The sequence below is a fragment of the Baaleninema simplex PCC 7105 genome (genome assembly GCF_000332355.1).
Taxonomy (GTDB): Bacteria; Cyanobacteriota; Cyanobacteriia; order Cyanobacteriales; family Geitlerinemataceae; genus Baaleninema; species Baaleninema simplex.
The window spans coordinates 3643394-3668768 of the sequence record NZ_KB235958.1 but is presented as its reverse complement, the minus strand read 5'-3'; the positions used below and the strand labels follow the sequence as shown (position 1 = coordinate 3668768).

Below are 25375 nucleotides of genomic sequence, written 5' to 3'. Positions count from 1 at the left end.
CGCTTACGGTTTGAGTCGAAGGCGTTCGCGGCGAGGCGCACGACTTCGACGGTCGCCCGTCGAACTGTCGTTTGACGTATCTTACGACGGAACCTCTAACGCCGCCGCTACTTTGTCGGCGACGCGATCGCCCCACTGCAACTGTTCGAGACTGAGTGGTTTTCCCCAAAACAGCGAGTCTCGAACGACACTCGAGCGGGTTGGAGGCCGGCGACATCGATATAAAAGGCTCGCCACCTCTTTGAAGAATCTTAACATGGGGTGCTGGAGGGGTACAGGAGAGTCAAGCGCGAAGCGGTCAGAGTCTAAAGGCTCCCCGAAAGCCGTCCCCACACCTGCTAGGTCGAGTAAGTTAGACTTGTCAAGTAGTGGTGTTCGCCCCGAGCCGAATCGAACTAACACGACTACTCTTCCCCTCGCAATTCGACGCTAGACATCCACCATGACTAATCTTTCCTCTGGCGCATCCAAAGCTCGGCGTGCGTTAGTCGTCCAGACAAACTTTTCTCCTTTTGGCAACAAACTCATTCAAGCGGGTCACGTCAGCCCCGATCAAATGAGTCAGGCGCAAGAAGCCTGCCGAACTAAAGGTCTACCCTTAATCGAGGCGATCGAAGGGATTACGGGAAAACCTTTGCCGCCTGAATTTATTCTTCAATACAAACGCCAGCAACTCTTCGAGCTTAAAATTCTCTACGGAGTCGAATCCTTCGATCCCGAAACCGCAGAAATTTCACCGGGTCAAATCAAACGTTTGCTCGAACTGGTGTCGGTCGATAGCTGTCGCCGCTATCGTTTCGTTCCCTTAACCACTCAGGAACAAACCTTAGTGGTGGCGATGGTCGATCCGGACAACCTCGAAGCTCAAGACGAACTCCGCCGCATTTTGCGATCGCAGGAGTTAGAGCTACAACGGCGAGCGATTACCTTCGACGATTACCAGCAACTGATCTCGCGCTATCTCGACGAACAAGTCAAAAAAGAAGCCGAAAACCAGCGACGGGAACAGGAAGAGAAAAACGCCATTACCCTCACCGATATCAACCAACTGGCGGGAGGTGAGGACGAACTCGAAGAAGCCCCCGCAGAACACCAAGAACTCGACACCGAACCGGACACTGAAGACAAAAGCGTCATCAGCCTCGTCAACAAAATTCTGCGAAAAGCGCTAACCGATGCTGTTTCTGACATTCACGTCGAACCTCAAGAAGAATATCTCCGCATCCGCATGAGGAAAGACGGCGTACTGCACGAGCCGTTCCCCCGTCTCCCTAAAGCGATCGTTCCGGCAGTCACGTCTCGCTTCAAAATTATCGCCGATTTGGACATCGCCGAACGCCGCCAAGCTCAAGACGGACGGATTCGTCGGATTTTCCAAGGTCGTCCAGTAGACTTCCGGGTCAACTCTCTCCCGACGCGCTACGGCGAAAAAATCGTGTTGCGGATTCTCGACAACTCGTCGACGCAATTGGGTCTCGACAAGCTCATTACCGATCCCGAAACCTTGCAGAAGGTGCGAGATGTAGCCAGTCGTCCCTTCGGTTTGATTCTGGTGACGGGGCCGACGGGGTCGGGTAAATCCACCACGTTGTATTCGATTTTGGCCGAACGCAACGATCCGGGAGTCAATATCAGTACGGCGGAAGACCCCATCGAGTACGCTCTCGAAGGGATCAGTCAGTGTCAGGTGATTCGGGAAAAAGACTTGACGTTCGCCAACATCCTACGGGCGTTCTTGCGACAAGACCCGGATATTATTCTGGTGGGTGAGACTCGAGACAAAGAAACGGCGAAAACGGCGATCGAGGCGGCACTGACGGGACACTTGGTCTTGACGACGCTGCATACGAACGACGCAGCCGGGGCGATCGCGCGTCTCGATGAGATGGGCGTCGAACCGTTTATGGTATCGGGGGCGTTACTGGGGGTTCTCGCTCAGCGTTTGATGCGCCGCGTCTGTGGTGAATGCCGCATTCCCTACACTCCGACGCGGGAAGAACTAGCCCGCTATGGAATGTCGTCGTCGGGTCAGGTGGATGCGACGTTCTATAAAGCCAATACGATTCCGGCGAGCGATCGCAAAGATCTCCTCAACAGCGGCGAACTCTGTCCGAAATGTAACGGCGTCGGCTACAAAGGTCGCGTTGGGGTTTACGAGTTCCTACAAACAACTGAGGAACTGGCGGTCTTGATTAACGAAGGCGCCCCCACCGAACGCATTAAGGAGAAAGCCGTCGAACAGGGGATGACAACCCTTCTCGCTTACAGCCTCAGTCTGGTGCAACAGGGATACACCACCTTTGAGGAAGTCGATCGCGTCACCTTTACCGATTCGGGTTTGGAAGCTGAACTCAAAGCCAAACGCAAGAGTTCGCTGACGTGCAACACCTGCGGCGCGGGATTGAATTCCGAATGGATGGATTGCCCCTACTGCATGACGCCGCGTTTCCAAGACTGAGGGGCGACTGACGGACAAACCCAAGCTCGGCGAGTTGGAGCGTTCCACCCCGCATCGCACGACAATCCCCAGTAGCTGGAAAAAAAATGCAGTGACAGGGCGCTAGACGACCCGATCGAGGACGTAATGGAGTCGTCGATCGCAGCGGGTGTCTCCGAAATACCCGTTTAAGCAGGAGCGCCGCTCTTTTTCCGTATTCGCGGGAAACCCAACTTGCCGCTATTCTCAGGCGAATTCATTTTTGCCCAACGGTAAAATAAAAACACGAATTGGGCTGTTGGAGCGTCCTGCCATTGAGCTTTTGACAACAGCCTCACACTCGAACTAGGAGGAATTCAGTCCCATGGCGCTAGACTACATGATCGAGGACGTAATGGAGTCGTTGATCGAACAGGGTGGCTCCGATATGCACATTCAAGCGGGAGCGCCGATCTTTTTCCGTATTAGCGGGAAACTGACCCCCCAGCCGCAGTTTGGTGAATCTCTTGCGCCAGACGAGTGCCAACGCCTCATTTTTAGTATGCTCAACAACAACCAGCGAAAAGATCTCGAGCAGAACTGGGAACTCGACTGTGCCTATGGGGTGAAAGGGTTAGCCCGATTCCGAGTCAACGTGTATCGCGAACGGGGCTGTTTCGCCGCCTGTCTGCGGGCGTTGGCGTCGTCTATCCCCAATTTCGAGAAATTGGGCGTTCCCGAAATTATGCGCGAAATGGCCATGCGGCCTCGCGGAATGGTCTTGGTTACGGGACAGACGGGGTCGGGAAAAACCACGACCATGGCGGCAATTCTGGATTTGATCAACCGCACGCGATCGGAACACATTCTTACCGTCGAAGACCCGATCGAGTACGTTTTTCCTAATATTAAAAGTTTGTTCCACCAACGGCAAAAGGGCGAAGATACGAAGAGTTTTGCCAACGCTCTCAAGGCGGCGTTGCGGGAAGATCCAGACATTATTCTGGTGGGGGAAATGCGCGACCTCGAAACGATTTCGCTGGCGATTTCGGCGGCAGAAACGGGTCACTTGGTTTTCGGGACGTTGCACACGAACTCGGCTTCGGCAACCATCGACCGGATGCTCGACGTGTTCCCCCCCATCCAACAGCCGCAAATTCGCGCACAAATGTCGGGGTCGCTGGTGGGGGTTTGTTCGCAAAACTTGCTGCGGAAAGTCGGCGGTGGACGCTGTGCGGCTCAGGAAATTATGGTCAACACCCCTGCGATCGGAAACTTGATTCGGGAAGGGAAAACCAGTCAGATCTATTCGTCGATTCAAATGGGATCGAAGGTCGGAATGCAGACGATGGAAATGTGTTTGGCTCGGTTGGTGAACGAGGGCAAAGTCACCTATGAAGAAGCCCTCTCGAAAACCTCGAAAGTTGACGAGTTCGATCGCCTCGTCGACCCGCGCGTGAAAGCTGGGGGCGCTCCCGCTGCCGCGCAAGGGACGAAGCGAGCCAAAGCCAAGCGTTAGGTCTGTGTGGCGGTCGGGGAACGGCCGCCTCTGTATTGTGATTGTTAGGGAACTGAGTTATGACGAACGCTGCACGGGTCGAATCGAAAGGATTTGACATCAACGAATTTGGAGAGAAGATCTCCGCTGCCATTACGAGCGTTACGGTTAAGGATAAAGCCATCTTTTCTCGTCAGTTCGCGGCGATGTTTAACGCGGGCGTCGGGATGTTGCGATGTTTGAGCGTTTTGAACGAGCAGTGTAGCAACCCTAAACTCAGAAAAGCGCTGGTTCAAATTCGAGATGAAGTCGAACAGGGGGGCAGCCTTGCAGAAGCGATGAGCCGACACCCCGGCTGTTTTGACAAACTCTATGTCAGTATGGTCGCGGCGGGGGAAGTCGGCGGGGTTCTCGACGAAGTTCTCAACCGTCTGGCACTGCTGCTGGAAAAATCAGCGAAGCTCCAAAACGAGCTGAAATCGGCGATGTCTTATCCGCAAACGGTCGGAGGTATTGCGGTCGTCATCTTTTTGGGCATGACGATTTTTCTGCTGCCGACGTTTACGGGGATTTTCGACCAGCTCGATGCCGAACTTCCGGCGTTTACTCAGATGATGATGACCATCAGTTTCTTTTTGCGCGGACCGACGCTGCCGGTGGACGTGCCAGATGCTGAAAGCTGGGTTGAGGAACGCAATTACGCGATTATCATTTTTGTGGGAATTATCATCGGAATCGCGTTCGCAATCCGTGCTTATTACCAAACCCCTGCCGGCCGTTTCCAAATTGACGGGTTACTTCTGAAAGCTCCGATTTTTGGAGACTTAATTGAAAAGTCGGCTGTAGCGAGTTTCTGTAACGTTTTTGGAACCTTGACTCGTTCGGGGGTTCCCATTCTCAACGCGCTGGAAATCGTACGAGATACGGCAGGCAACGAGGTTATTGCCGACGCGATCGACTATGCCAAAGACCAGATTCAGGAAGGGGGCAGTATTAGCGAGGCGTTCCGAGAGCGGGGCGTGATGCCCGCTTTGGCGGTTCAGATGATGTCCATCGGCGAGGAAACTGGGGAACTCGATAAAATGCTGATGAAAGTGGGGGCGTTTTACGAGGACGAGGTCGAACAGGCGATTAAAGGACTGACCTCGATGCTCGAACCGCTCATGATCGTGGTCATCGGTGGGATGGTGGGATCGATCCTGCTGTCGATGTACTTGCCGATGTTCTCGGTGATGGATGAGATCGGTTGATTCCTGGCTGCAAGTCTAGGCTTCGAGCTGCGAGAACGAGGTGTTCGACAACACCTCGTTTTTTTGGTCTTGTTTTTTATAACGAACGTTAGATATAATAAATACAGTCTCCTTCGAGATGTCACCCAAGGTTCGCCACCTGTCCCGAACTATGCCGAAAATCGTCGATCGCGAAGAGTATCGCAAAGAAATCTTGCTCGAGAGCTTCGAGTTGTTCGCTCGCAAAGGCTACGAAGCCGTGACGATGCGGGAAATTGCGACCACTGCCGGGGTGACGACGGGAACTCTGTATCACTACTTCCCCAATAAAAAATCTCTGTTCGAGCAACTGGTGGAACTCCTGTGCGAAGAAGATCTGGCGATTTACCGAAACAGTCTCGGGAGCGATACGTCGATCGACGATCGCATCGCCCGAGCGTTTGATGTCGTCGAGCAGAACGAGGATTTCTATTTGAAGATCCTGTTCGTCATCGTGGATTTTTACAGACAGCAAAAGAACGAAGGGGTAGCCAACGACGACGCGATCGCGACGATCGCCGCCCGCTGGCAGGCGGAATGTGCCGAGTTGACGGGAATTCGCGATCGCCGATTACTCAGTTTCATCATGTGCTTTTTCAACGGCTTACTCCTCGAACGGATGTTTGAAGGTCACACGCTGTCTTACCGCGAACAGTACGAGCTGTTTCGAGAGATGTTCGTGTCCTATCTCGACTCCCATCCAAACATCCTCAAAAACGACAAAAAATCGTGAAGAAGCTGAAAAATATGAGTAAAGACGGATTTCTACTGCGATCGCACCAGAGTTTCAGTCTCTCTGACCCTTTTTCTGTGTCTTCTCCTCGACCCAACGCGTCTCGTTCGCAAAAAACGTCACCTCGTAAGCCCGAGATTCACCGATGACTGCGCGATTTGTCCCCCAAGTTCCCCTAAACCGACGCACGATCGCCACAGTTGCCATCGCGATCGTCGTTGGTTTTGCGGCGGGTCAGTCCGTCGAACCGTTATTGAAATTACTGCACCCCCCATCGACCGAAAACGTTTCCAGTCCGGCGATCGCGCCACAACCGCGTCCCGTTACTGCCCTCGGACGACTGGTTCCTCAAGGCGAAGTGTTGCGCTTGTCCGCCCCCGTTTCTGTCGAAGGCGTGAGAATCGATCGCCTGAGCGTCGACGAAGGGGATTTCGTCAATGCCGGTGAAGTCGTAGCGGTGTTAGACAATCTCGATCGACGAACCGCCGATCTCGAACTGGCACAGGCGCGAGTGGAGGCGGCGCGATCGCGACTGGCACAAGTCGAAGCCGGAGCAAAAACTGGAGACATCGAGGCGCAAGCAGCGCGGTTCGAGCGTGTCAGAGCCGAACTCGAAGGTCAAATTGCCAGCCAGCGGGCGCATTTAGCCGAACTCGAAGCCAGTCGTCAGGGAGAACTGGCCGAACAAAGCGCCACCCTCGATCGCATCGATGCCGAGGTGCGGTACGCCAAAACCGAATGTCGGCGGTACGACAGCCTGTATCGCGATGGGGCGGTGTCTGCATCCGAGCGCGATCGCCTGTGTTTGAACGCTGACACGGCGGAAGAACGCCTCAGCGAAGCCGTTGCGACTCGCGATCGCATCGCCACGACGCGCAATGCAGAAATTCGCCAAGCTCAAGCAGAGCTCGAGCGCACCACAACAACACTCCAACGACAAATTGAAGAAAATCGCGCCACCTTGAACGCGATCGCGGAAGTGCGCCCCGTAGACGTGCGTACCGCCGAAACCGAAGTTCGCCTCGCCGAAGCTGAAGTTCTTCAAGCCGAAGCGGACTTAGAACAGTCGTTCGTGCGATCGCCCGTGGCGGGTCGAGTGTTGGAAATCCACGCGCGAACTGGAGAAGTCGTCGGAGATGCGGGAATTTTGGAAGTCGGACACACCCAAAGCATGGAAGCGATCGCCGAAGTGTACCAAACCGACATCGGACGGGTAGAACTGGGACAGAAGGCGACGATAACCAGTCCCGTTTTTGAAGGAGAACTCGAGGGGGAAGTGGTGCGCCTGGGAACGCAAGTGAGCCGTCAAGAGATTTTCAGCACTCAACCCGGTTCCGATGTCGATCGCCGCGTGGTCGAAGTGCGAATTCGCCTCACTCCCGACGCCAGCGATCGCGTCCGCGATTTAACTCATCTCCAAATTCGGGTTTCCATTCAACCGTCGCGGTGAGGAGATAAAGACAGTCGCCAGCCTTTTACAGTGAGCAGTCAACAGCGAGCAGTCAACAGTCACCAGTGAGGTGATGAGGCTAAACTTTTACCTGTTCGCTATGCTCACTCTTCCCTGTTCCCTGTTCCCCATTCCCGATTCCCATGCTTCCCATTGCTTGGTTACAACTGACTCGAGAAAAAACGCGATTGATGACAGCGATCGCGGGAATTGCGTTTGCAGACGTGCTGATGTTCGTCCAGGTGGGGTTTCAAAGTGCGTTGTACGCCAGCGCCCTCGGACCTCACAACAGCATCAACGGCGAGTTGGTTCTCGTCAATTCCACCTATCAAACCATTTTTTCCATGAAAGGCTTTTCGCGGCGTCAGTTGTATCGACTGCGAGCGATCGAGGGTGTAGAAGATGTGAGTCCGATGTATATCGGTTCGGCGGATTGGAAAAATCCAGAAAACGGGACGAGTCGGGTAATTTTAGCATTTGGAATCGATCCAGTACAGCCGACGTTGAACCTTCCAGAAGTGCGAGAGAATCTCGATCGCCTCACAGAGATCGATCGCGTGTTGTTCGATCGCGCGTCTCGTCCCGAATACGGTGCGATCGAAACGTTATTTCAACAAAATCCCGCTTTAGAAGTGGAAGTCAACGAAACTCGTATGCGTGTGGTGGGATTTTTTACATTGGGCGCATCTTTTTCCGCAGAAGGTAATTTCATCTGTAGCGATCTAACCTTTTTGAGAATCTTTAAAAACCGAGATCCCGAACAAATTGAAGTGGGCGTCATTCATCTCGAGTCAGGTGTAGATATCGAAACAGCAAAACAGGAAATCCAAAAATTTATCACATCAGACACAAAAATTTTAACTCGAGAAGAATTTGCCAACATGGAACGAGATTATTGGGCAAACAGTACCGGAATCGGGTTTATTTTTAGCTTAGGTGTATTCGTAGGATTTCTCGTCGGATTAGTAATCGTTTATCAAATTTTGTATTCCGACGTATCCGACCATCTCCCCGAATATGCAACATTAAAAGCAATGGGATATCGAGACTCTTATTTACTAAAAGTTTTAATTCAAGAAGCCATTATTTTAGCAATTTTAGGATATTTACCCGGACTGGGCGTTTCTTGGTGGCTGTACGAACTCACAAGAACCTCCACATTTTTACCAATTTACATGACAGTTTCTCGCGCGTTAAACTTACTATTAATCACAATTATAATGTGTAGTATTTCTGGTGCGATCGCCATTCGCAAACTCAGAGATGCCGACCCCGCAGACGTTTTCAATTAAATCAAATCCATCCAAAACTCTAAACCATGAACCTTAAACCCCTCTGTGTCCTCTGTGTCTCCGTGGTGAAACCCTCTTAAAAAAAACTCTAAACCATGAACCTTAAACCCCTCTGTGTCCTCTGTGTCTCTGTGGTGAAACCCTCTTAAAAAAAACTCTAAACCATGAACCTTAAACCCCTCTGTGTCCTCTGTGTCTCTGTGGTGAAACCCTCTTAAAAAAAACTCGTCGGGCATCCCTCCCTTCAATCCCACCGCCAAAAACATGAAACCAGACAGCATCGTTTCAATCCGCCAACTCAACTACACCTTCGGACAAGGAAAACTGAAACGAAACGTCTTGTCCGATATCGAGCTGGACTTAAAATCCGGTGAGATTGCCATGATTGAGGGGCCATCAGGTTCTGGAAAAACGACGTTACTGACCCTCATCGGCGCATTACGATCGCTTCAAAATGGCAGCCTTAAAGTCTTCAAAAAAGAACTACTCGGTGCATCTTACGACGAACGCGTGCGAGTACGGCGAGGTATTGGCTACATTTTCCAAGCACATAATTTACTGAGTTTTCTCACCGCCAAACAAAACGTTTGGATGTCGCTACAACTGCACCGAGAACTCACAAAAAACGAAGCCGAAAACCGCGCCAAATCGATTTTAAGCGCCGTTGGATTGGGCGATCGCCTCAACGATTACCCCGATAGCTTGTCCGGCGGACAGAAACAGCGAGTCGCGATCGCGCGGGCGTTAGTCAGCCGTCCGCAATTGGTTCTCGCCGACGAACCCACCGCTTCTCTAGATAGCAAATCGGGGCGGGATGTGGTGGAATTAATGCAGCAACTCGCCCGAGAGTTCGGAAGTTCCATTCTCATCGTCACCCACGACGCCCGCATCGTCGATATTGCCGATCGCGTATTGTATCTCGAAGATGGACGGTTGACACGAGACGAAAAAAACCACAATTAACAATCGATCGCGATCGAAGTTAATCGAGTAAATCGGGTTCTTCACGAACGATTTTGTCGTAGAGAGATTGAAAGCTAAACCATCCCATAAAGGGGGTTCCGATTTGGCTGTGGGTGAGTTTGGCAGTGTCGAGATCGATCGCCACGGGAGTTCCCGCCGCTTCCGCTACCAGTTGTGACTGACAACAGCGATCCATCGTAATAAACCACCACGCCGCCTCGTCAACAGAATGTCCGACCGTTAACAAGCCGTGATTGCGGAGAATGGAGGCTTTGCGATCGCCCAAGGCTTCCCCGATACGTTGTCCTTCACTGAGATCGAGGACGACTCCAGTATAGTCGTCAAAGAGAGCGTGGTCGTTGAAAAAGGCGCAGGCGTCTTGAGTCAGCGGATCGAGGAGACGCCCCAAACTCGACCAAGTTTTCCCGTAAAGCGAGTGGGCGTGGGCGGCGGCGACGATATCGGGGCGGGCGGCGTGAACTTGGGAGTGGATGGCGAAAGCGGCGGCGTTAACGGGGCGATCGCCTTCGAGGATATCCCCGCGATCGTTGACTAACAGCAAATCGGACACGCAAATCTGTCCGAAATACATTCCGAAAGGATTCACCCAAAAGCGATCGGGAAATTCCGGATCGCGGGCGGTAATATGTCCGGCGACGCCTTCATCGAAACCGTAGCGGGCGAAGAGGCGAAAGGCGGCGGCGAGTCGCTGCTTGCGGTGGAGGCGTTCCTCGGCGACAGTCTCGAAAACCGGCGGTTGGGGGAGGTTAAGTTTCTCAGAAATCGGCGTTTTTTGCATTTCGATCGCTCCTTACAATGCTTCAAGTGTCTGTCTGAACCCACGCCATCGTAAATCGCCAACTGCCATGAGTGCTATTTTATCCGCCGTCCTTCCCGTCGCCTGCATCGTGGCGATCGGCTTTTTCGTCGAGAAAACCCTACATCTCGATCGCGCCTCCCTTTCCCGTCTGACGCTGTTCGTCTTTTCTCCCGCCCTCGTCGCCGACGCCATTTACCGAATGCCCCTGACGGCGGAAAACGCAGCCGGATTGTTCCTGGGATTTACCGTCGTCTACGTTTTGCTGTGTCTGCTGTCGTGGGGATTGGGGCGGTTGTTGCAGTTTTCCCCCACGGTTCAAAAAAGCATCGTCGCGACGACATCCTTTCCCAACACGGGAAATATGGGATTGTCAGTGACGTTTTTTGCCTTTGGCGAGACGGGACTCGATCGCGCCGTGGTGGTTTTGATTATTTGTAGCATATTGGTGTTTTCCACAGGGCCGGCGATTCTGAAAGGGGGCGGTTTTGCCAACGCGATTCGCTTTACGCTGAAGTTGCCGCTAATTTGGGCGATGCTGTCGGGGTTGTTGCTGCGACTGTTACCCTTCGATTTACCCTTCAAACTCGATGAAGGGTTGCACGTTCTCGCCCAAGGTACGATTCCGATGGCGTTGTTGTTGCTGGGAATGGAAGTCGCCAGTGCAAAAGTCCGGGTCACGCTATACGAAGGGGCAGCGAGTTTGTTGCGTCTTCTCGGTGGGGCGATCGTGGCTTCTATCGTGGTGACGGCGTTAGGGTTGACGGGACTCGATCGACAGGTGTTGATTTTACAGAGTTCGATGCCTGCGGCGGTGAGTTCGTTTTTAATGGTAAACGAGTTCGGCGGGGACGGGGTGCGGACGGCGAGAGTGGTTATGGTTTCGACGTTGATGGCGTTCGTCACGTTGCCGTTAGTGTTGTGGGCGATCTCGTAATTACTGTCGAAAACGCTCGAAAAACTCAAACGCAGGACGTAATTGGCTTCCCCAAAATGCAAAATTATGTCCTGCCCCTTCAACCGCGCGATACTCAACGCGCTTTCCTAACCCCGCACTGACTAACGCTTGATAAAACCGATAACTTTGCGATTCGGGAACGATATCGTCAGCCGTTCCGTGGGATAAATAAAGTGACATTTGCCATTCAGAAACGCGACGTTGGGGGTTATCGCGTCCAGTCCAACGTTCGGGATATAGGTGATAGTCTCCATATACCGCCGTCATCAGGCGATCGTCCGTCATATTGTCTTGACTGAAATCTCCCGAAAAACTCGCTCCTGCTACAAATAAGCCGGAATTTTCTAACGCAATTAACGCGACGCCTCGACCTCCCGTCGAAAGACCGATTAACGTGTTGTGTTGACTGGGAACTAACAATCCATGTCGTTGCTGCATAGCGGGAATGAAATATCGTCTCATAAATTCGCCGCCGGGGATAGATGGATGCCATCGCATTTCGGTTTCGGGATAATAGGCACTTTCATAGAGTGTTTGTTCCATTTGCGGCAACAGCAAAATATAGCCATATTCGTCGGCGAGAGCTTGTAAATTGGTCTCGTCGATCCAACGAGATTTGTCGAAATTCCAACCGGGAAGCATCACCGCACAGGCTAAATCGCTGCTGTAGTTTTCGGGAACGTAAATATCGTAAGCGACGCCTTCGAGAGATAAGTTACGAGTCCAACCGACGTTGGCGTTAGCGATTTTGGGTTTGGATTCAGATTCAGGCATAGACGACGAGCGATCGAATTTGGATGCTGTTTCCTGGCGACTTTTACTCGTTTCCGAAAGGGATAGTGGCGTCACACTAGATTCGATAAGGTTAGGGGTTAGTGTGGGTTCCGGTTCTGGCGTGGCGGACGGTTCTGTTGTAAGATTCGACGAAATAGTGGAATTGGTTTCGTTAGAAGTCGCACAACTCGCCAGAAAAATTGATAAGACAAAAATTGTAAGAAGATAAATTGTAGGTTGGGTGGAGGAACGAAACTCAACACCTAAACTGGTATTTTTTAAAAATTCTATCATTGTTATTTTTGTGTTTTTCGTATTTAATAATGTGCCGAGAAAAACGATTTTTTAGGCTCTTCGGAGTTTAGGGTGACAGAAAAACTAACTCCACGAGATTTCAAAGGTTGTGGCTCTCGAATTTTGATTTTTTTGTATCGAATTATACATTTTTAACCACAAACTCCGAAGACCCATTTTTTATATCTAAAATTGCTTGAAAATTGCCAAATTCAAAACACGACACAAAAATCAGTAAAAGCTTCAACAAAATATCAAATTTCTTGATTTTTGAACTTATTTTGATAGGCATTTTACCAATTCCCCAACCTGATGCTGTTGGGTTCCACTCCGTTTCACCCAACCTACACCGATAACTACACCGGGAACTCTCAATCATTAATTGTCAATTCTCAATTCCCCCCCGGTCGCTTCTGTCAAGAAACGTTACACTAGGTTAAGGAATCGTGAAATCAGACGAAATACGTTATATATGCCACCCACCGCGTTATTGACAAAAGGACTTCCCAAGGTCTCACACCACGCGCCCATCGATCGCTTTGACGAAACCTGGCGTACCCCCCTCTCGATTTTACTGGGACTCGGACGCGCCGCCGGAGCCGATTTCATCGAATTTTTCCTCGAACGCACCAACTACATCAGTTGCATGGCGGAAGACGACGCCATCACCAGCATTTCGCCCCGACTCTCCACGGGGGCGGGGGTGCGCGTATTTCGCGGAAAAGCCGATTGCTACGTCAGCACTAACGACCTCTCCTTCAACGGATTGAAAGCCGCTCTGGAAAAAGGCTTGTCCATCATGGGCTTGAGTCTTCCGGGTTCCAACGCCTACATTCCCGACATCAACTTGGAACTGTTGCGGGACTACGCCACCCGCAAAAATAAAGAAGGCTGGTTAGCCGATTGCAGTTCCATGCGGGAAATGAGCGACGTTCTTCTCGCCGCGAACGACACCCTCAACCGCAAAGCCTCTCACGTACAATCCCGACGGGCTGCCTATTTCCGCGATTGGCAAGAAGTCCTCGTCGCTGCCAGCGATGGCGTGTTCGCCCGCGATATCCGTCTGACGCAATCCGTCGGATACAGCTTGCTTTGCGCCGACGGCGACAACCGTTCCTCTATCAGCCAACGAGTCGGCGGAAGCAGCAACCCCGCGTTTCTGCGGACTTGGGACTACAACGCCACCGCCGAGGAAGTGTCTGAAGCGGCGGGAACCATGATGTACGCCGATTACGTGGAGTCGGGACAATACCCGATTATCATGGCGAATTCCTTCGGCGGCGTGATTTTCCACGAAGCCTGCGGACACCTTCTCGAAACAACGCAAATCGAGCGGGAAACGACGCCGTTTTTGAAGAAAAAAGGTCAGAAAATCGCCCACGAAAGTCTGACGGCGTGGGACGAAGGACTGTCTGACGGCGAGTTCGGTACTATCGATATGGACGATGAAGGAATGCCCGCTCAACGGACGCTGTTGATTGAAAACGGCGTGTTGAAAAACTTCTTATCGGACCGGGCGGGTTCGGTTCGGACGGGACATCCACGCACGGGAAGCGGTCGCCGTCAAGGGTACACTTACGCCGCTGCCTCTCGGATGCGGAATACTTACATTGCACCGGGCGATTATTCGGTAGAAGATTTGTTCGCGTCGGTGGACAAAGGTATTTATTGCAAACGCATGGGTGGCGGAAGTGTCGGCCCCACGGGTGAGTTTAATTTCGGTGTTGAGGAAGCTTATCTTATCGAAAATGGCAAGATTACGAAGCCGCTGAAAGGGGCAATTCTCATCGGAGAAGCGACGGAAATTATGAACAAGATTTCTATGTGTTCTAAGGATGTGGAATTGGCACCGGGTTTCTGTGGTTCTGTCAGCGGTAGCGTTTACGTTACGGTGGGACAACCCCATATTAAAGTCGATTCGATTACGGTTGGCGGTCGATAAATCAGTTGGTTTGGGCGTCCTCTTTAGGCCGCCCGCCCCACGGTTTTGACGGGATTTTTTGAGGGAAGTTGAAGATGGCTCTCAAAGTGCGTCAGTTGACGGTGGACGAGTATCACCGCATGGCGGAAGTGGGAATTCTTCACCCTGACGAACGGGTGGAATTACTCGATGGAAAAATCCTGAAAATGAGTCCGATTGGAGCGCGACACGCGGCGTATGTCAATCGAATTGTCAAACTCTTTTTAAGATGGTTCGATTCGAGAGCAAGTGTCAGCGTTCAAAATCCAATTATTCTCAACGAGTTTTCCGAACCTCAGCCGGATGTGATGCTCTTACGATTTCGCGAGAATGAGTATTACGATGCTCTTCCAACGGCTTTAGATGTATATCTGGTTGTTGAAGTTGCTGAGAGTACGTTGGAGTTCGATCGCTCGGAAAAACTTCCCCGTTACGCCCTTGCTGAAATTCCCGAAGTGTGGATCGTTGACACCAATGCCGATCGAATTGAAGTTTATCGAAATCCCGTTGAGGGGAAATACCAAAGTTCCCAAATCCTAAAACGGGGCGATCGCATTTCAATTTTGGCGTTTTCCAATCGAGAAATCGAGTTAAATACACTTCTATTTGAGGAGTAATTTCGATGGCTCAAGTTAAAGTCCTCAATCCGATAAAAGTTCGCCTGTTGACGGTGGAAGACTACCATCGCATGGCGGAAGCGGGAATTCTTCACCCAGACGAACGGGTAGAATTACTGGATGGGGAAATTCTTCAAATGAGTCCGATTGGAAGACGACACGCGGCGTATGTACTTCGGATTGCAAATCAGTTGAAAGATGAATTGGGTTCTCGAACGTTTATCGACGTTCAAAATCCCGTCGTTCTCAACGATTATTCCGAACCTCAACCGGATATCGTGCTTTTACCTCCTCGCGAAGATTTTTACATCGAAACGGGGGTTTCAGCGTCGGATGTATATTTGGTTGTTGAAGTGTCGGATAGCACGTTGGAGTTCGATCGCACCGAAAAACTTCCCCGTTACGCCCTCGCTGAAATTCCCGAAGTGTGGATCGTTGACACGAACGCGAACCAACTCGAAGTGTATCGCAATCCCGTTGAGGGGAAATACCAAACTTCCCAAATTCTCAGCCGGGGCGATCGCATCTCAATTTTGGCGTTTCCCAATCGAGAAATCGAGTTGAATACACTTCTGTTTGAGGAGTAATTTCGATGACTCAAGTTAAGGTTCTCAATCCGATAAAACACCGTCAGTTAACGGTGGACGAGTATCACCGCATGGGCGAAGTAGGAATTCTTCACCCAGACGAACGGGTGGAATTACTGGATGGGGAAATTCTTCAAATGAGTCCGATTGGAAGACGACACGCGGCGTATGTCGATCGCATTTCTAATTGGTTGATACGCGAGTTTGGAACTCGAGCGATCGTCCATATTCAAAATCCCGTCGTTCTCAACAATCGTTCCGAACCTCAACCGGATATCGTTCTTTTACCTCCTCGCGAAGATTTTTACATCGAAACGGGGGTTTCGGCTTCGGACGTATATCTCGTTATCGAAGTGTCGGATACCACGTTGGAATTCGATCGCACCGAAAAACTTCCCCGTTACGCTCTCGCGGAAATCCCCGAAGTATGGATCGTTGACACCAACGCCAATCGAATTGAAGTGTATCGAAATCCCATTGAGGGGAAATACCAAAGTTCCCAAATTGTGAAAAGGGGCGATCGCATCGCAGTTTCTGCATTTCCCGATATCGCCCTCGACAGTTCCCTTTTGTTGTTCGATTCCTAAAACTACGGCTCAGATTACCAGTTCAACGCAAGATGACAGACATTAACACCCTCGCCAGTCAAGTTCGAGATATCGCCGCTCAAATCGGCGTGAAAAAGTACGACATTTACGGTTCCAGTGTGGACGAAACTAGCGTTCAAGTCGATCGCGGCGAACCGAAACAAGTCAAAGCTTCCAATCGTTCCAGCGTCACCGTGCGCGTGTGGAACGGAAACAACACCGTTGGAATTACTTCCACGACAGACACCAACGCTCAAGGGTTGGAACTGGCGTTAAAAACCGCCGCTGAAGCCAGCGAATTCGGGGCGACAGAACACGTTCCCGATTTCAGCCCGGAGGCGACGAAACCCATCGAAAATATGGAAACTATTCGCGCCCCGCAAGCGGAAGTTTCGACGCTGATCGATCGCCTCGTGGATTTGGAAAAACAACTTCTCGAAGCACATCCGGCGATCGCCAGCGTTCCCTACAACGGCTTAGCCCAACGAGATCTCGATCGCTTCTATCTCAACAGCGAGGGCGCACTGCGTCACGAAGCCCACTCCGTCGCCTCGGTGTATCTCTACAGCAAAACGGAACAGGAAGGGAAAAAACCCCGTTCGGCGGGGGCTTATAAAGTCAACGTGGGTTTAGATAGTTTAGATGTGGAAGGTTGCTTGAAAGAAGCAGCGGAAAAGACGATTTCCTATTTGAACTATCAAAAAGTGAAAACCGGGAAATACCGCGTTGTCTTCTCCCCGGAAGCCTTTTTGAGCCTTCTCAACGCCTTCTCCAACCTGTACAACGCCCAAAGCATTCTCGACAACCGCAGTCTGTCGAAAGCGGATTCCTTGGGAAGTGCGATCGCCTCGCCGTTGCTGTCGGTATTCAACGACGCCTTACATCCGGAGAACGTGACGCCGAGTTACTTCGACGGCGAAGGAACGCCGACGCGACGGGTTCCCCTCATCGAAGCCGGGGTGCTGACGGGATTTCTCCACAGTGCAGGAACGGCGAAACGCATGAACGCCCAACCCACGGGACACGCCAACATGGGCGCGAAAGTCAGCGTCAGCCCTGATTTTTACCATGTTTTCGCCGCCTCGACTCCCTCAGACAGCTACAGCCTCGACACCGCCGAAAACGTCATCTTAATCGACGATCTCAGCGCGTTACACGCGGGCGTCAACGCTTTACAGGGGTCGTTTTCGCTTCCCTTTGACGGTTGGCTGGTGAACCAAGGCGAAAAAATCAGCGTCGATTCCGCCACCATCGCCGGAGACATCCGCGAGCTGCTGAAGTCGATTATTTACGTCGAACCCGAAGCCGAAGTCACCCCTGGCGGCGTTTGTCCCCGGATTTGGGTAGACGGACTCTCGGTGACAGGAGAATAGACGAGCCGTAGGGTGTCGTGACGCGGGTGGGAAAAGATGGCGGGTTGTCCGATCGATGTTGGCCGTTAGCCCGCCGCGTCACGCACTTTTTACAGTGAACAGCCAACTTCTCACCTCCTCATCCCATCATCTCCTCAACATGTGCCTGTAGGAGCGGTGCGTGACAATTTTTTGCTCTGGCGACGACACCCTATTGTTCGAGTCAAGCACCCTATGGAATTAAACCCAGCCCACGGCAGAGGTATCGACGACAGTGCGGAGATCGGGGGAAATCTCGAGAGTGTAGTCGAACGGTGATGAGTCCGAACCCACCTGAGTCATCGCCGAACCGTCGGGATTGCGAGGACTGAAGAAAGAGCGGGCGCTGACGACGAGGTTTCCACTGCCATTGGTAGTGACATCGGTAATCGTCAGGGTGTTGCTGTTGCCACTACCCAACAGCGCCGAGAGATACGCCGCACTTTGTAACTCACCCGTAGCCAAGTCGATTTGACCGATAACGGACACCTTAGCACCGCCGCCCGCTCCATAACTCTTGAGCCAGTTTTGAGTGGCGCTACCGCTGGCCCGTCGCCAGTCTTGGCTGGACGTACCTTGAGTTCCGTCGGTGCTAAATACGGCGTAGAGGTTGCTCCCGTTCCAGAACAAACCGTAACCCCGTCCGTCTGCTCCTGTCGCTTCGTAGTCGGTGCGTATCCAGTTGTTACTGGGATTGCTGCTGTCGAAACTGGCGATGATGGGGTTTTGGTTTATGCTACTGGCTTGATGCGTGCCGATGTAAAGGGTTTGCGTTCCGATCGTCAACCGCTGTGCGCTCGTCGCGGCAATGGTGGCTTCGGAATCGCTGGGAAAAAAGCCAACAAAGCTCATGTCGATCGCGGCGGGTAAACTCCCTGTCGATGGTGTAGGTACGCTATCGTCGTCTTCAATGGTGACGGTCACTTCGTCGGAACTGTCGAGAACGCCGCCATCGATGTTGGTGAGCGTGACTTTAAAGGTTTCGTCTCCCTCGGTGTCGTTGTCGTTCGAGATCGGGATCGTCACGGTTTTTCGGACTTCCCCGAGGTTAAAGGTCACGCTGCCGGAGGTTGCAGTGTAATCGCTACCGGCTCGGGCCGATCCGTCGCTGGTACGGTAGTCTACGGTCGTTGCCGCGATCGCGTCGGAACGTTCGAGGGTCAAACTCACGGTTCCGTCGTCTTCTCGGACGATATATTGAGATCCGATGAACCCGACGCGCAAGTTAGAGGTGTCGAAGAAGGAGAAGGGATCGCTACCGCCTCCAGACCCCGTACTGGGATCGCTGGGATCGCTGGGATCGCTACTACCTCCAGACCCCGTACTGGGATCGCTGGGATCGCTGGGATCGCTACCGCCTCCAGATCCCGTACTGGGATCGCTGGGATCGCTACTACCTCCAGATCCCGAATTACTCGAATTGAGTCCGAGGGCGAGTTCTAAGGTGCGACTGTCGATATTTTTAAGGATCGCGAGATATTCACCGCTTTGGCGATCGCGTGCGATGGTATCGCTGGCGTATTCGTCGGTTCCGGCCTCGAGGTTTAAGCGATCGAGGGTCAATCCGCCGATGAGTAACAAGCTGTCTTCGTTGGGGTTGTAGTCCTCGATGATATCGGCGTTTTCGAGAGCCGAACCGCCGGTGGTCGGACTGAGGGAAAAGCGATCGCGGCCTTCTCCACCGTAGAGGGTATCGCTGCCGACATCGCTGTAGAGGGTATCGTCGCCGAGGTCGCCGTAGAGGAGATCGTTGCCGAAATCTCCGAAGACCACATCGTTATCTTTGCCGGCCATGACGGTATCGTTGCCGTCGCCGCCGAAGATGCTATCGACTCCCTGGTTGCCGTAAAGTAAATCGGCGTCGTCGTTTCCGTAGATTTCGTCGTTTTCGCTGCCTCCGCTGACGCTATCGTTGCCGCTGCCTCCAAAGAGAAGGTCGTTGTCGCGATCGCCGACAATTTCGTCGTCTCCTGCTTCCCCGCGAACCATGTCGTTTCCCTGGCCGGCATAGATGGCGTCGTCGCCGTCGTTGCCGTAGAGTCGATCGTCGTCTTGGTTCCCGAAGATATAGTCGTTGCCTCCCATACCCACGACCGTATCGATTCCCGCTCCCGCCACGATGAGGTTGTTGTCGTCGTTGGCCACGAACAGGTTCGCCTCGGAGTCGAGGGTAACGGAACTGACGGAACTTAAGTCAAGTGCAACCATAGTCTCGCTCTCTATGCGATCGATTTCGATACAATGCGACGGTGCGGACGGCACGCACGCACGAACGATGGAGATGGCTTGACTCTGACGAAATTTGTGCGAAACCTTCGCACTCGATTCGTTCGCACTGAATTCGATCTCAACGAATTCACGCACATTTAAGTTCGATCGCACTCAATGAGAATCTCCGACAAAAAATCATCTGAGATTTTGCATTTTCTGTTGTCGGACAACTTGCCACGACAATCAGATCGGATAGAGATCTCGTGCGATCGAAGTCGTATCCGTGTTTTTACGGATAAATTGACATAGGGGCTAGTCGCCTCTATTTGCCGTCAATTTGTTGTCCTTACGGTCGATAAGATTACCTTTCCGGAAAAAAATTATAAGTTTCTTTTTTTGGTTTTATTGATTACAATTTCAAAAAAAATAACTCAAAAAATAAAGTGTAAATACAGATAAATTGATTTTTTTTCGATCGCTTTTGCGCGTTTATACGGAAAATAAAAATACCGAATTTTACGGAAGACAGAACGAGTGTCGCTCGACTATAATGGATAGTTGTCGTTCGATCGCCATCGCAACTACGACCGAATCTATCCGAAGGCATCCGATCTCACAGAACGACAAACACGACAAAAGTTCCGCGATCGCTCGAGGGTCGCAGATAAAATTACGATAAAACTCAATGTGCCAGGTCTCGCTGGCGATCGCTCAATCGAGCATCTCGATCCACCCACGCCGCACTGCATGAAGCAGACGATCGATGGCTGCTCTGTCTTCTTCAGACATCCGATTTTCCAACAGTACAGTTCTCAACGCCTGTCGTTCGGAAAGGGTCAAACACCCCGAGCGCCAGACCCTGACTACGACTTCGCTAATGGCGATCGTGGATGAAATTGTTGATGAAAACATAAGCATCCTCGGGGTCTGTATTCAAGACTACCGGATTACTATGCACAATTTTCTCAGATCTTCCAGCGATCGCACCCCGTTCTTCAGGCGATCGGTATCACAAAATGACGCGATCGCGATCGCTGACCAATTGCCAACATTAAACTTTGGAAGGAGTGAGGAGAAGTAATGCGCCACGGTTGGCGATCGTCCGGATACCGATCGCGATCGCGCGAACAAATGAGGGTCAGGGCCTTTGGGAGTAACGATCGTGACAACAGTGTTAGTCGTCGAAGACGATCCGATTAACTGGCGAGTTTTCCAAAAAATTCTCACGCGACGCGGTGGTTTAAACGCTCTGCATACCGAAGATGTTGACGAAATACTCAATATCGCGCGATCGGGTTCTGCTGATATTATCTTGATGGACGTTTCCTTGGGAAACAGCCAATACAAAGGGCAACCCGTAGACGGACTCCGCATTACGCAGCTGCTGAAGGCCGATCCGCAAACCGCTCATCTCCCCGTAATTCTCGTGACTGCCAACGCGATGGTGGGCGATCGCGAGGCATTTCTCAAAAAAAGCGGTGCAGACGGCTACATTGCCAAACCCATTCTCGACCACAACGACTTTATCGCTCAAATTCGCGCCATGTTACCGAAGACGGAAGATGGAGAGATGAGAGGATAAGAAGCTTCTTCAGGGGAGAGGGGGAGAGGGGGAGAGGGGGAGAGAGGGAGAGGGGGGAGAGGGGGAGAGGGGGAGAGAGGGAGAGGGGGAGAGGGGGAGAGAGGGAGAAACGATTAATTGTTCCCTGTTCCCCGTTCCTGATTCCCCGTTCCCTGTTCCCTGTTCCCTGTTCCCTGTCTTCACGGGTGACGGGTGACTCTAAAAAATTGCAAACTTACCTAGGGGGTGATCGCGAACTCTGATAAAATGCTGCTGAATTAACAGACAGGTGGCAGATTGTCGAGTATGGCTGCATGGCTGGGGTTGAATGGAGTGCTGTTGATCGCAGCATATCTGTTGGGATCGACGCCCACGGGGTACTGGGTGGCGTATCGCGTGAAAAACGTCGATATTCGCAAACACGGCTCCGGTTCTACGGGAGCGACGAACGTACTGCGTGTCGTGGGAAAAAAAGCAGCGTTGTTCGTGTTGCTCGTCGATATCCTAAAAGCCGTTGCGGCCATTACTGTAGTGCGCGGAACGTACGAGTCGATCGGTACGCTCGGCGCGATCGCCCCAGTCGAAGTTTTACAGGTATGGCAGCCTTGGATGGTAACGCTGGCGGGATTAGCCGCACTGCTGGGCCATGCAAAATCCATTTGGTTGATGACCGGTTCGGCGCGAAGTCCCGAACTCACCACTGGAGGAAAAGCCGTCGCCAGCAGCCTCGGCGTGTTGTTAGCCCTCTCTTGGCAAATTGGTTTGGCAACGATCGCCATTTTCGCGCTCGTATTGAGCATTTCGCGGATCGTCTCGCTCAGTTCGATGTTATCGGCAATTTTAATTTCTGTGTTGATGCTCGGAACCCATCAACCCCTTCCGTTCTGTCTGTTTGCGATCGCCGCCACCGCTTACGTGTTGTTCCGCCACCGCTCGAATATCGATCGCTTGTTATCAGGAACCGAACCTCGCCTCGGACAGCAAGTTCAACCGTCTGATTAGACGCTGAAAACGATCGAACAGTGCAGAGCAGCGCGAGTTCACCCCAGTCTTCGCCTCGATTCGAGCATTACCTATCCCGTTGCGCCGCTAGAGTCGGAAACGCATCTCGGAGTCGTTGCGCTTCTAAGGGATTTTGGCGATCGTAAAGCGCGATCGCCTGTTTGACTGCTAACATCCCATCGAGGACGTTTCCCATTTGCAACAGCGTCAAACCTAAATTGCGGTGAGAATTGGCGTGTTGGGGATCGAGGGCGATCGCTTGGCGGTAACAGTCGATCGCCGCTTCAAACTGTCCCAACCCTCGCAGCGTTACCCCGAGGTTGTAAAATCCCAACGCGAAACTCGGATCGATTTGCACGACTGTTTCAAAGCTTCGTCTCGCCTCGGCGAGATTCCCCATTTGCAGCAACGCCGATCCTAAATTCACGTAAGCCCCGAGTTTCGCCAACGGTGCGATCGCCGTTTCCGTGGCGAGGCGATAGTGCTTGACGGCGCGATCGAACTGTCGCTGTTGCCCGTAAGCAATTCCCAGATGGTATCGTAACTCAAAGGCTACCGGTGCCGTCACCGCCAGCGCCGACAGTCCCCGATTCAGCAGTTTCATCCCTTTGTGAATCTCTCCCATCTGCACGTAGAGCGCCCCCAACTTACTGCACGCATAGGGATCGTTAGGATGCTCTCGATGATAGCGTTCGAGCGCAGCTTTTGCCCGGTCAAACTTCCCCTGAGAGGCGATCGTTCCCGGTTCGTATCCCTCATGAAAAATCGTCACTCGATCGAGATGGCGGACGTTCCAGCGAGGTTCCCGTTGCAGCAGTTTCCCCACCGAATCGTCGATGGTGGCATGATAGGGACGAGTAAAGTAGACTTCTGAATGTCGGCGAAACAATCGCGACACGATCGAATAGGGCGACTGGGACGCACCGATTTCCTGACGAATTAAATTGACGGCGATCGCGTCTTCGGCTTCAATGGCGGTTCGCAACGAGGGAATCGCCTTCCCGTTGAGTCGTTCGTCTGCATCGAGAACCAACACCCAGTCTCCTGTGACGAGTTTCAAGGCTTCGTTTCTCGCAGCGGCGAAATCGTCGCACCAGTCGAAGTGTCCCACGATCGCACCCGCGTTTTTGGCGATTTCCACCGTGCGATCGTGCGATCCCGTATCCAACACCACGATTTCTTCGGCGACGCCTCGAACGCTTTCCAAACATCCGAGAAGTCGAGATTCCTCGTTTTTGACGATCGCACAGAGGCTAAGTTTCATCGCAAGCATTAACGAATTCGCAACAACACCGTCTCGAGATTATCGCGATACAACGCGATGTTGGGCGCCAGACTCACCGCTCGCTGGTAAGCGTTGAGAGCTTCCTCATATCGCCCCAACCGCTCCAACGCATAGCCTAACCCGTTCCAAGCAGCGGCGTTGTCCGAGTCGAATTCCAAGGCGCGAAGATAAGCTTCTTGCGCGTCCCCGTAACGTTCGAGTCGTTCTCGAGCCACACCGAGATTGTACCAAGCGAAATCCTCTCCTAGTTCGCCCCAGCGTCCGTCGCCGTCGAGGGCGTTTTGACAAGCTTCGGTGGCTTCAAAATAGCGTCCTAAACTAATGCGATCGGCGCAGAGGTTCACCCAAGCCAGGGAATAATCCGGCGCAATGTCGAGGGCGCGACGATAAGAGTCGATCGCCGCCTCGTATTCTCCCAAACTCCCCAACTGCACCCCGCGATTCGTCCAAGTTCGCGCGTCGCGGGGGCGCAAATCCAAGGCTTTATCGCAGGCGGTTACCGCCTCGATCCCGCTCCCTTTGGCACAAACGGTCAGATAGTATTCGTAATAGTATTCTGCGTTATCGATGGCGTCAGCTTCACAACCGTTGTGAGCGACGGCGACTCCGCCACTTATTCCCCAGGCGATCGCGGCGATCGCGCTGATGAGTCCTTGTCGAGCGATCGAGTACCCTTTCATGGTGAGACGCCCTCTTTTTGCAGCGAACAGTGAAGAACGATCGTCGGACGGGGGCGAAAAAATGGTATCGAAGTCCGAAAAAATGGAGTTCCCCCATCTCATTATCCCATTATCATCTCATCACTCCATCGCCTCACCACGGAAGTCGGCTTCCATCCCAGGAGAAAAACTGGCCGCTATCGTCGTCGGTCAATCCCTCAATGACGCCGAGTAACTGTGTGACCGTGCGATCGATCGAAAAGAGTTTTTCTGGGGGAACGTTGCGCTGAAACGGACGAGACAGCCGCGTGTCCGTGGTTCCCGGATGTAGCATCACCACCAGCGTTCGAGGACTTTTTCGAGAATATTCGATCGCCGCCGTTCGCAAAAACATATTCAACGCTGCTTTCGAGGCGCGATAGCCGTACCAGCCTCCGAGATAGTTATCGCCAATACTGCCAATTTTCGCGGAAATACTGGCGAACACGCTGCGATCGCCGTGACGAAACAACGGTAACAGATGCTTGGCTAACAAAATTCCGCCGATGCTGTTGACTTGAAAATACCGTAACAGGCGATCGGGATCGATTTGACGCAAACTCTTCTCCGGTTCGATCGCCCCCTCTTGGAGAATTCCCACACAGTTCGCGACGAGATGGAGTGTTCCCACATCTTGGTGAAGCCGGTTCGCCCAGGCTTCCACTTGCGACTCGTCTGTCACGTCTACAAGAGAACACCGCAGGTGCGTCGGGTGAGACTGAGACAGCTCTAACAAAGGTTTCGCAGACTCAGGGTTGCGATAGGTGGCCTCGATAGAACGAACGCGATCGTCGGCGAGTAGATGTCGGACGAAGCCGAATCCAATCCCCTGACTCGCCCCAATTACCGCTACATCGAGCGATCGAACTCCCTCAAAACACGAAGCCATTTACCCGTTTTTCCCCTTTTTCAGTCACTAGCCTTTTACAGGGAACAGGGAACAGGGAACAGTCAGCAGTTTCTCCCCCTCTCCCCCTCTCCCCCTCTCCCCCTCTCCCCCTCTCCCCTTCTCC

Annotated in this window: 25 protein-coding genes; 15 read left to right on the top strand and 10 right to left on the bottom strand. The window is 52.4% G+C overall.

What is annotated here, in order from left to right:
- Positions 1–81: 81 nt before the first annotated feature.
- The gene (locus GEI7105_RS38625; protein WP_017661958.1) at positions 82–258 is read right to left on the bottom strand and encodes a hypothetical protein; all 177 of its coding nucleotides are present in this window, start codon (positions 256–258) and stop codon (positions 82–84) included.
- A 184-nt stretch (positions 259–442) separates the two neighbouring features.
- Here GEI7105_RS38625 and GEI7105_RS0118705 point away from each other — a divergent pair, with 184 nt between their 5' ends.
- The 7 genes from GEI7105_RS0118705 to GEI7105_RS0118670 all read left to right on the top strand — a co-directional run bounded on the left by GEI7105_RS0118705 (position 443) and on the right by GEI7105_RS0118670 (position 9620).
- Positions 443–2458, top strand: a complete 2016-nt coding sequence (locus GEI7105_RS0118705) for a GspE/PulE family protein (RefSeq protein ID WP_017661957.1) — start codon at positions 443–445, stop codon at positions 2456–2458.
- A 343-nt stretch (positions 2459–2801) separates the two neighbouring features.
- Positions 2802–3935: a type IV pilus twitching motility protein PilT gene (locus GEI7105_RS0118700; protein ID WP_144053868.1), complete on the top strand. Its 1134-nt coding sequence runs from the start codon at positions 2802–2804 to the stop codon at positions 3933–3935.
- A gap of 59 nt (positions 3936–3994) precedes the next feature.
- On the top strand, positions 3995–5164 hold the full coding sequence (locus GEI7105_RS0118695; protein WP_017661955.1) for a type II secretion system F family protein: 1170 nt from the start codon (positions 3995–3997) through the stop codon (positions 5162–5164).
- A 118-nt stretch (positions 5165–5282) separates the two neighbouring features.
- On the top strand, positions 5283–5915 hold the full coding sequence (locus GEI7105_RS0118690; protein WP_083862423.1) for a TetR/AcrR family transcriptional regulator: 633 nt from the start codon (positions 5283–5285) through the stop codon (positions 5913–5915).
- Between the two features lie 145 nt (positions 5916–6060).
- On the top strand, positions 6061–7365 hold the full coding sequence (locus GEI7105_RS0118685) for an ABC exporter membrane fusion protein (RefSeq protein ID WP_017661953.1): 1305 nt from the start codon (positions 6061–6063) through the stop codon (positions 7363–7365).
- A 143-nt stretch (positions 7366–7508) separates the two neighbouring features.
- Entirely contained in the window at positions 7509–8657 is a 1149-nt protein-coding gene (gene devC, locus GEI7105_RS0118680; RefSeq protein ID WP_017661952.1) for an ABC transporter permease DevC, read from the top strand.
- A 264-nt stretch (positions 8658–8921) separates the two neighbouring features.
- Positions 8922–9620: an ATP-binding cassette domain-containing protein gene (locus GEI7105_RS0118670; protein ID WP_017661950.1), complete on the top strand. Its 699-nt coding sequence runs from the start codon at positions 8922–8924 to the stop codon at positions 9618–9620.
- 19 nt (positions 9621–9639) lie between these two features.
- On the opposite strand, the gene GEI7105_RS0118665 is transcribed toward GEI7105_RS0118670, so the two are convergent.
- Positions 9640–10419: a class II aldolase/adducin family protein gene (locus GEI7105_RS0118665; protein ID WP_017661949.1), complete on the bottom strand. Its 780-nt coding sequence runs from the start codon at positions 10417–10419 to the stop codon at positions 9640–9642.
- Between the two features lie 67 nt (positions 10420–10486).
- Here GEI7105_RS0118665 and GEI7105_RS0118660 point away from each other — a divergent pair, with 67 nt between their 5' ends.
- A complete protein-coding gene (locus GEI7105_RS0118660) occupies positions 10487–11374 on the top strand; it encodes an AEC family transporter (RefSeq protein ID WP_017661948.1) in 888 nt (295 codons plus the stop codon).
- Here the strand turns inward: GEI7105_RS0118660 and GEI7105_RS0118655 are convergent, their stop codons facing one another.
- Positions 11375–12169, bottom strand: coding sequence for a prolyl oligopeptidase family serine peptidase (locus GEI7105_RS0118655; protein WP_017661947.1), 795 nt, complete (start codon positions 12167–12169; stop codon positions 11375–11377). It abuts the gene before it with no gap.
- A gap of 436 nt (positions 12170–12605) precedes the next feature.
- On the bottom strand, positions 12606–12806 hold the full coding sequence (locus GEI7105_RS0118650) for a hypothetical protein (RefSeq protein ID WP_144053866.1): 201 nt from the start codon (positions 12804–12806) through the stop codon (positions 12606–12608).
- Positions 12807–12935: 129 nt separating this feature from the next.
- Between GEI7105_RS0118650 and GEI7105_RS0118645 the strand changes: the two genes are divergently transcribed.
- The 5 genes from GEI7105_RS0118645 (at position 12936) to GEI7105_RS0118625 (ending at position 17587) form a co-directional block, all read left to right on the top strand.
- Complete coding sequence (locus tag GEI7105_RS0118645) at positions 12936–14405, top strand: TldD/PmbA family protein (RefSeq protein ID WP_017661945.1); 1470 nt, start codon at positions 12936–12938, stop codon at positions 14403–14405.
- A gap of 74 nt (positions 14406–14479) precedes the next feature.
- Positions 14480–15040, top strand: coding sequence for a Uma2 family endonuclease (locus GEI7105_RS0118640; protein WP_017661944.1), 561 nt, complete (start codon positions 14480–14482; stop codon positions 15038–15040).
- 5 nt (positions 15041–15045) lie between these two features.
- A complete protein-coding gene (locus GEI7105_RS0118635) occupies positions 15046–15627 on the top strand; it encodes a Uma2 family endonuclease (protein WP_017661943.1) in 582 nt (193 codons plus the stop codon).
- A 5-nt stretch (positions 15628–15632) separates the two neighbouring features.
- Entirely contained in the window at positions 15633–16214 is a 582-nt protein-coding gene (locus tag GEI7105_RS0118630; RefSeq protein ID WP_017661942.1) for a Uma2 family endonuclease, read from the top strand.
- 32 nt (positions 16215–16246) lie between these two features.
- Positions 16247–17587, top strand: a complete 1341-nt coding sequence (locus tag GEI7105_RS0118625) for a TldD/PmbA family protein (protein ID WP_017661941.1) — start codon at positions 16247–16249, stop codon at positions 17585–17587.
- A 219-nt stretch (positions 17588–17806) separates the two neighbouring features.
- Here the strand turns inward: GEI7105_RS0118625 and GEI7105_RS33680 are convergent, their stop codons facing one another.
- The 3 genes from GEI7105_RS33680 to GEI7105_RS38620 all read right to left on the bottom strand — a co-directional run bounded on the left by GEI7105_RS33680 (position 17807) and on the right by GEI7105_RS38620 (position 20985).
- Complete coding sequence (locus GEI7105_RS33680; RefSeq protein ID WP_144053865.1) at positions 17807–19813, bottom strand: Calx-beta domain-containing protein; 2007 nt, start codon at positions 19811–19813, stop codon at positions 17807–17809.
- A 714-nt stretch (positions 19814–20527) separates the two neighbouring features.
- Positions 20528–20728 (bottom strand): hypothetical protein, encoded by a 201-nt coding sequence (locus GEI7105_RS35190; RefSeq protein WP_071592084.1) that lies wholly within the window; start codon positions 20726–20728, stop codon positions 20528–20530.
- An 83-nt stretch (positions 20729–20811) separates the two neighbouring features.
- Entirely contained in the window at positions 20812–20985 is a 174-nt protein-coding gene (locus GEI7105_RS38620) for a hypothetical protein (protein WP_158413229.1), read from the bottom strand.
- On the opposite strand from GEI7105_RS38620, the gene GEI7105_RS0118605 reads away from it, so the two are divergent.
- Together GEI7105_RS0118605 and plsY are read left to right on the top strand one after the other, a co-directional pair.
- Positions 20979–21398 carry a response regulator gene (locus tag GEI7105_RS0118605; RefSeq protein ID WP_035493371.1) on the top strand — a complete coding sequence of 140 codons (420 nt, stop codon included), beginning with the start codon at positions 20979–20981 and terminating at the stop codon, positions 21396–21398. The two genes, GEI7105_RS38620 and GEI7105_RS0118605, sit on opposite strands and share 7 nt — an antisense overlap.
- A 285-nt stretch (positions 21399–21683) precedes the next feature.
- The gene (gene plsY, locus GEI7105_RS0118600; protein ID WP_026097771.1) at positions 21684–22379 is read left to right on the top strand and encodes a glycerol-3-phosphate 1-O-acyltransferase PlsY; all 696 of its coding nucleotides are present in this window, start codon (positions 21684–21686) and stop codon (positions 22377–22379) included.
- A gap of 67 nt (positions 22380–22446) precedes the next feature.
- Here plsY and GEI7105_RS0118595 read toward each other — a convergent pair whose 3' ends face one another.
- From GEI7105_RS0118595 to GEI7105_RS0118585, 3 genes are all read right to left on the bottom strand, one after another.
- On the bottom strand, positions 22447–23643 hold the full coding sequence (locus GEI7105_RS0118595; protein ID WP_051044211.1) for a tetratricopeptide repeat protein: 1197 nt from the start codon (positions 23641–23643) through the stop codon (positions 22447–22449).
- Positions 23644–23651: 8 nt separating this feature from the next.
- Positions 23652–24344 carry a tetratricopeptide repeat protein gene (locus GEI7105_RS0118590; RefSeq protein WP_158413228.1) on the bottom strand — a complete coding sequence of 231 codons (693 nt, stop codon included), beginning with the start codon at positions 24342–24344 and terminating at the stop codon, positions 23652–23654.
- Between the two features lie 133 nt (positions 24345–24477).
- Positions 24478–25251, bottom strand: a complete 774-nt coding sequence (locus tag GEI7105_RS0118585; protein ID WP_017661934.1) for an SDR family NAD(P)-dependent oxidoreductase — start codon at positions 25249–25251, stop codon at positions 24478–24480.
- Between the last annotated feature and the right edge of the window lie 124 nt (positions 25252–25375).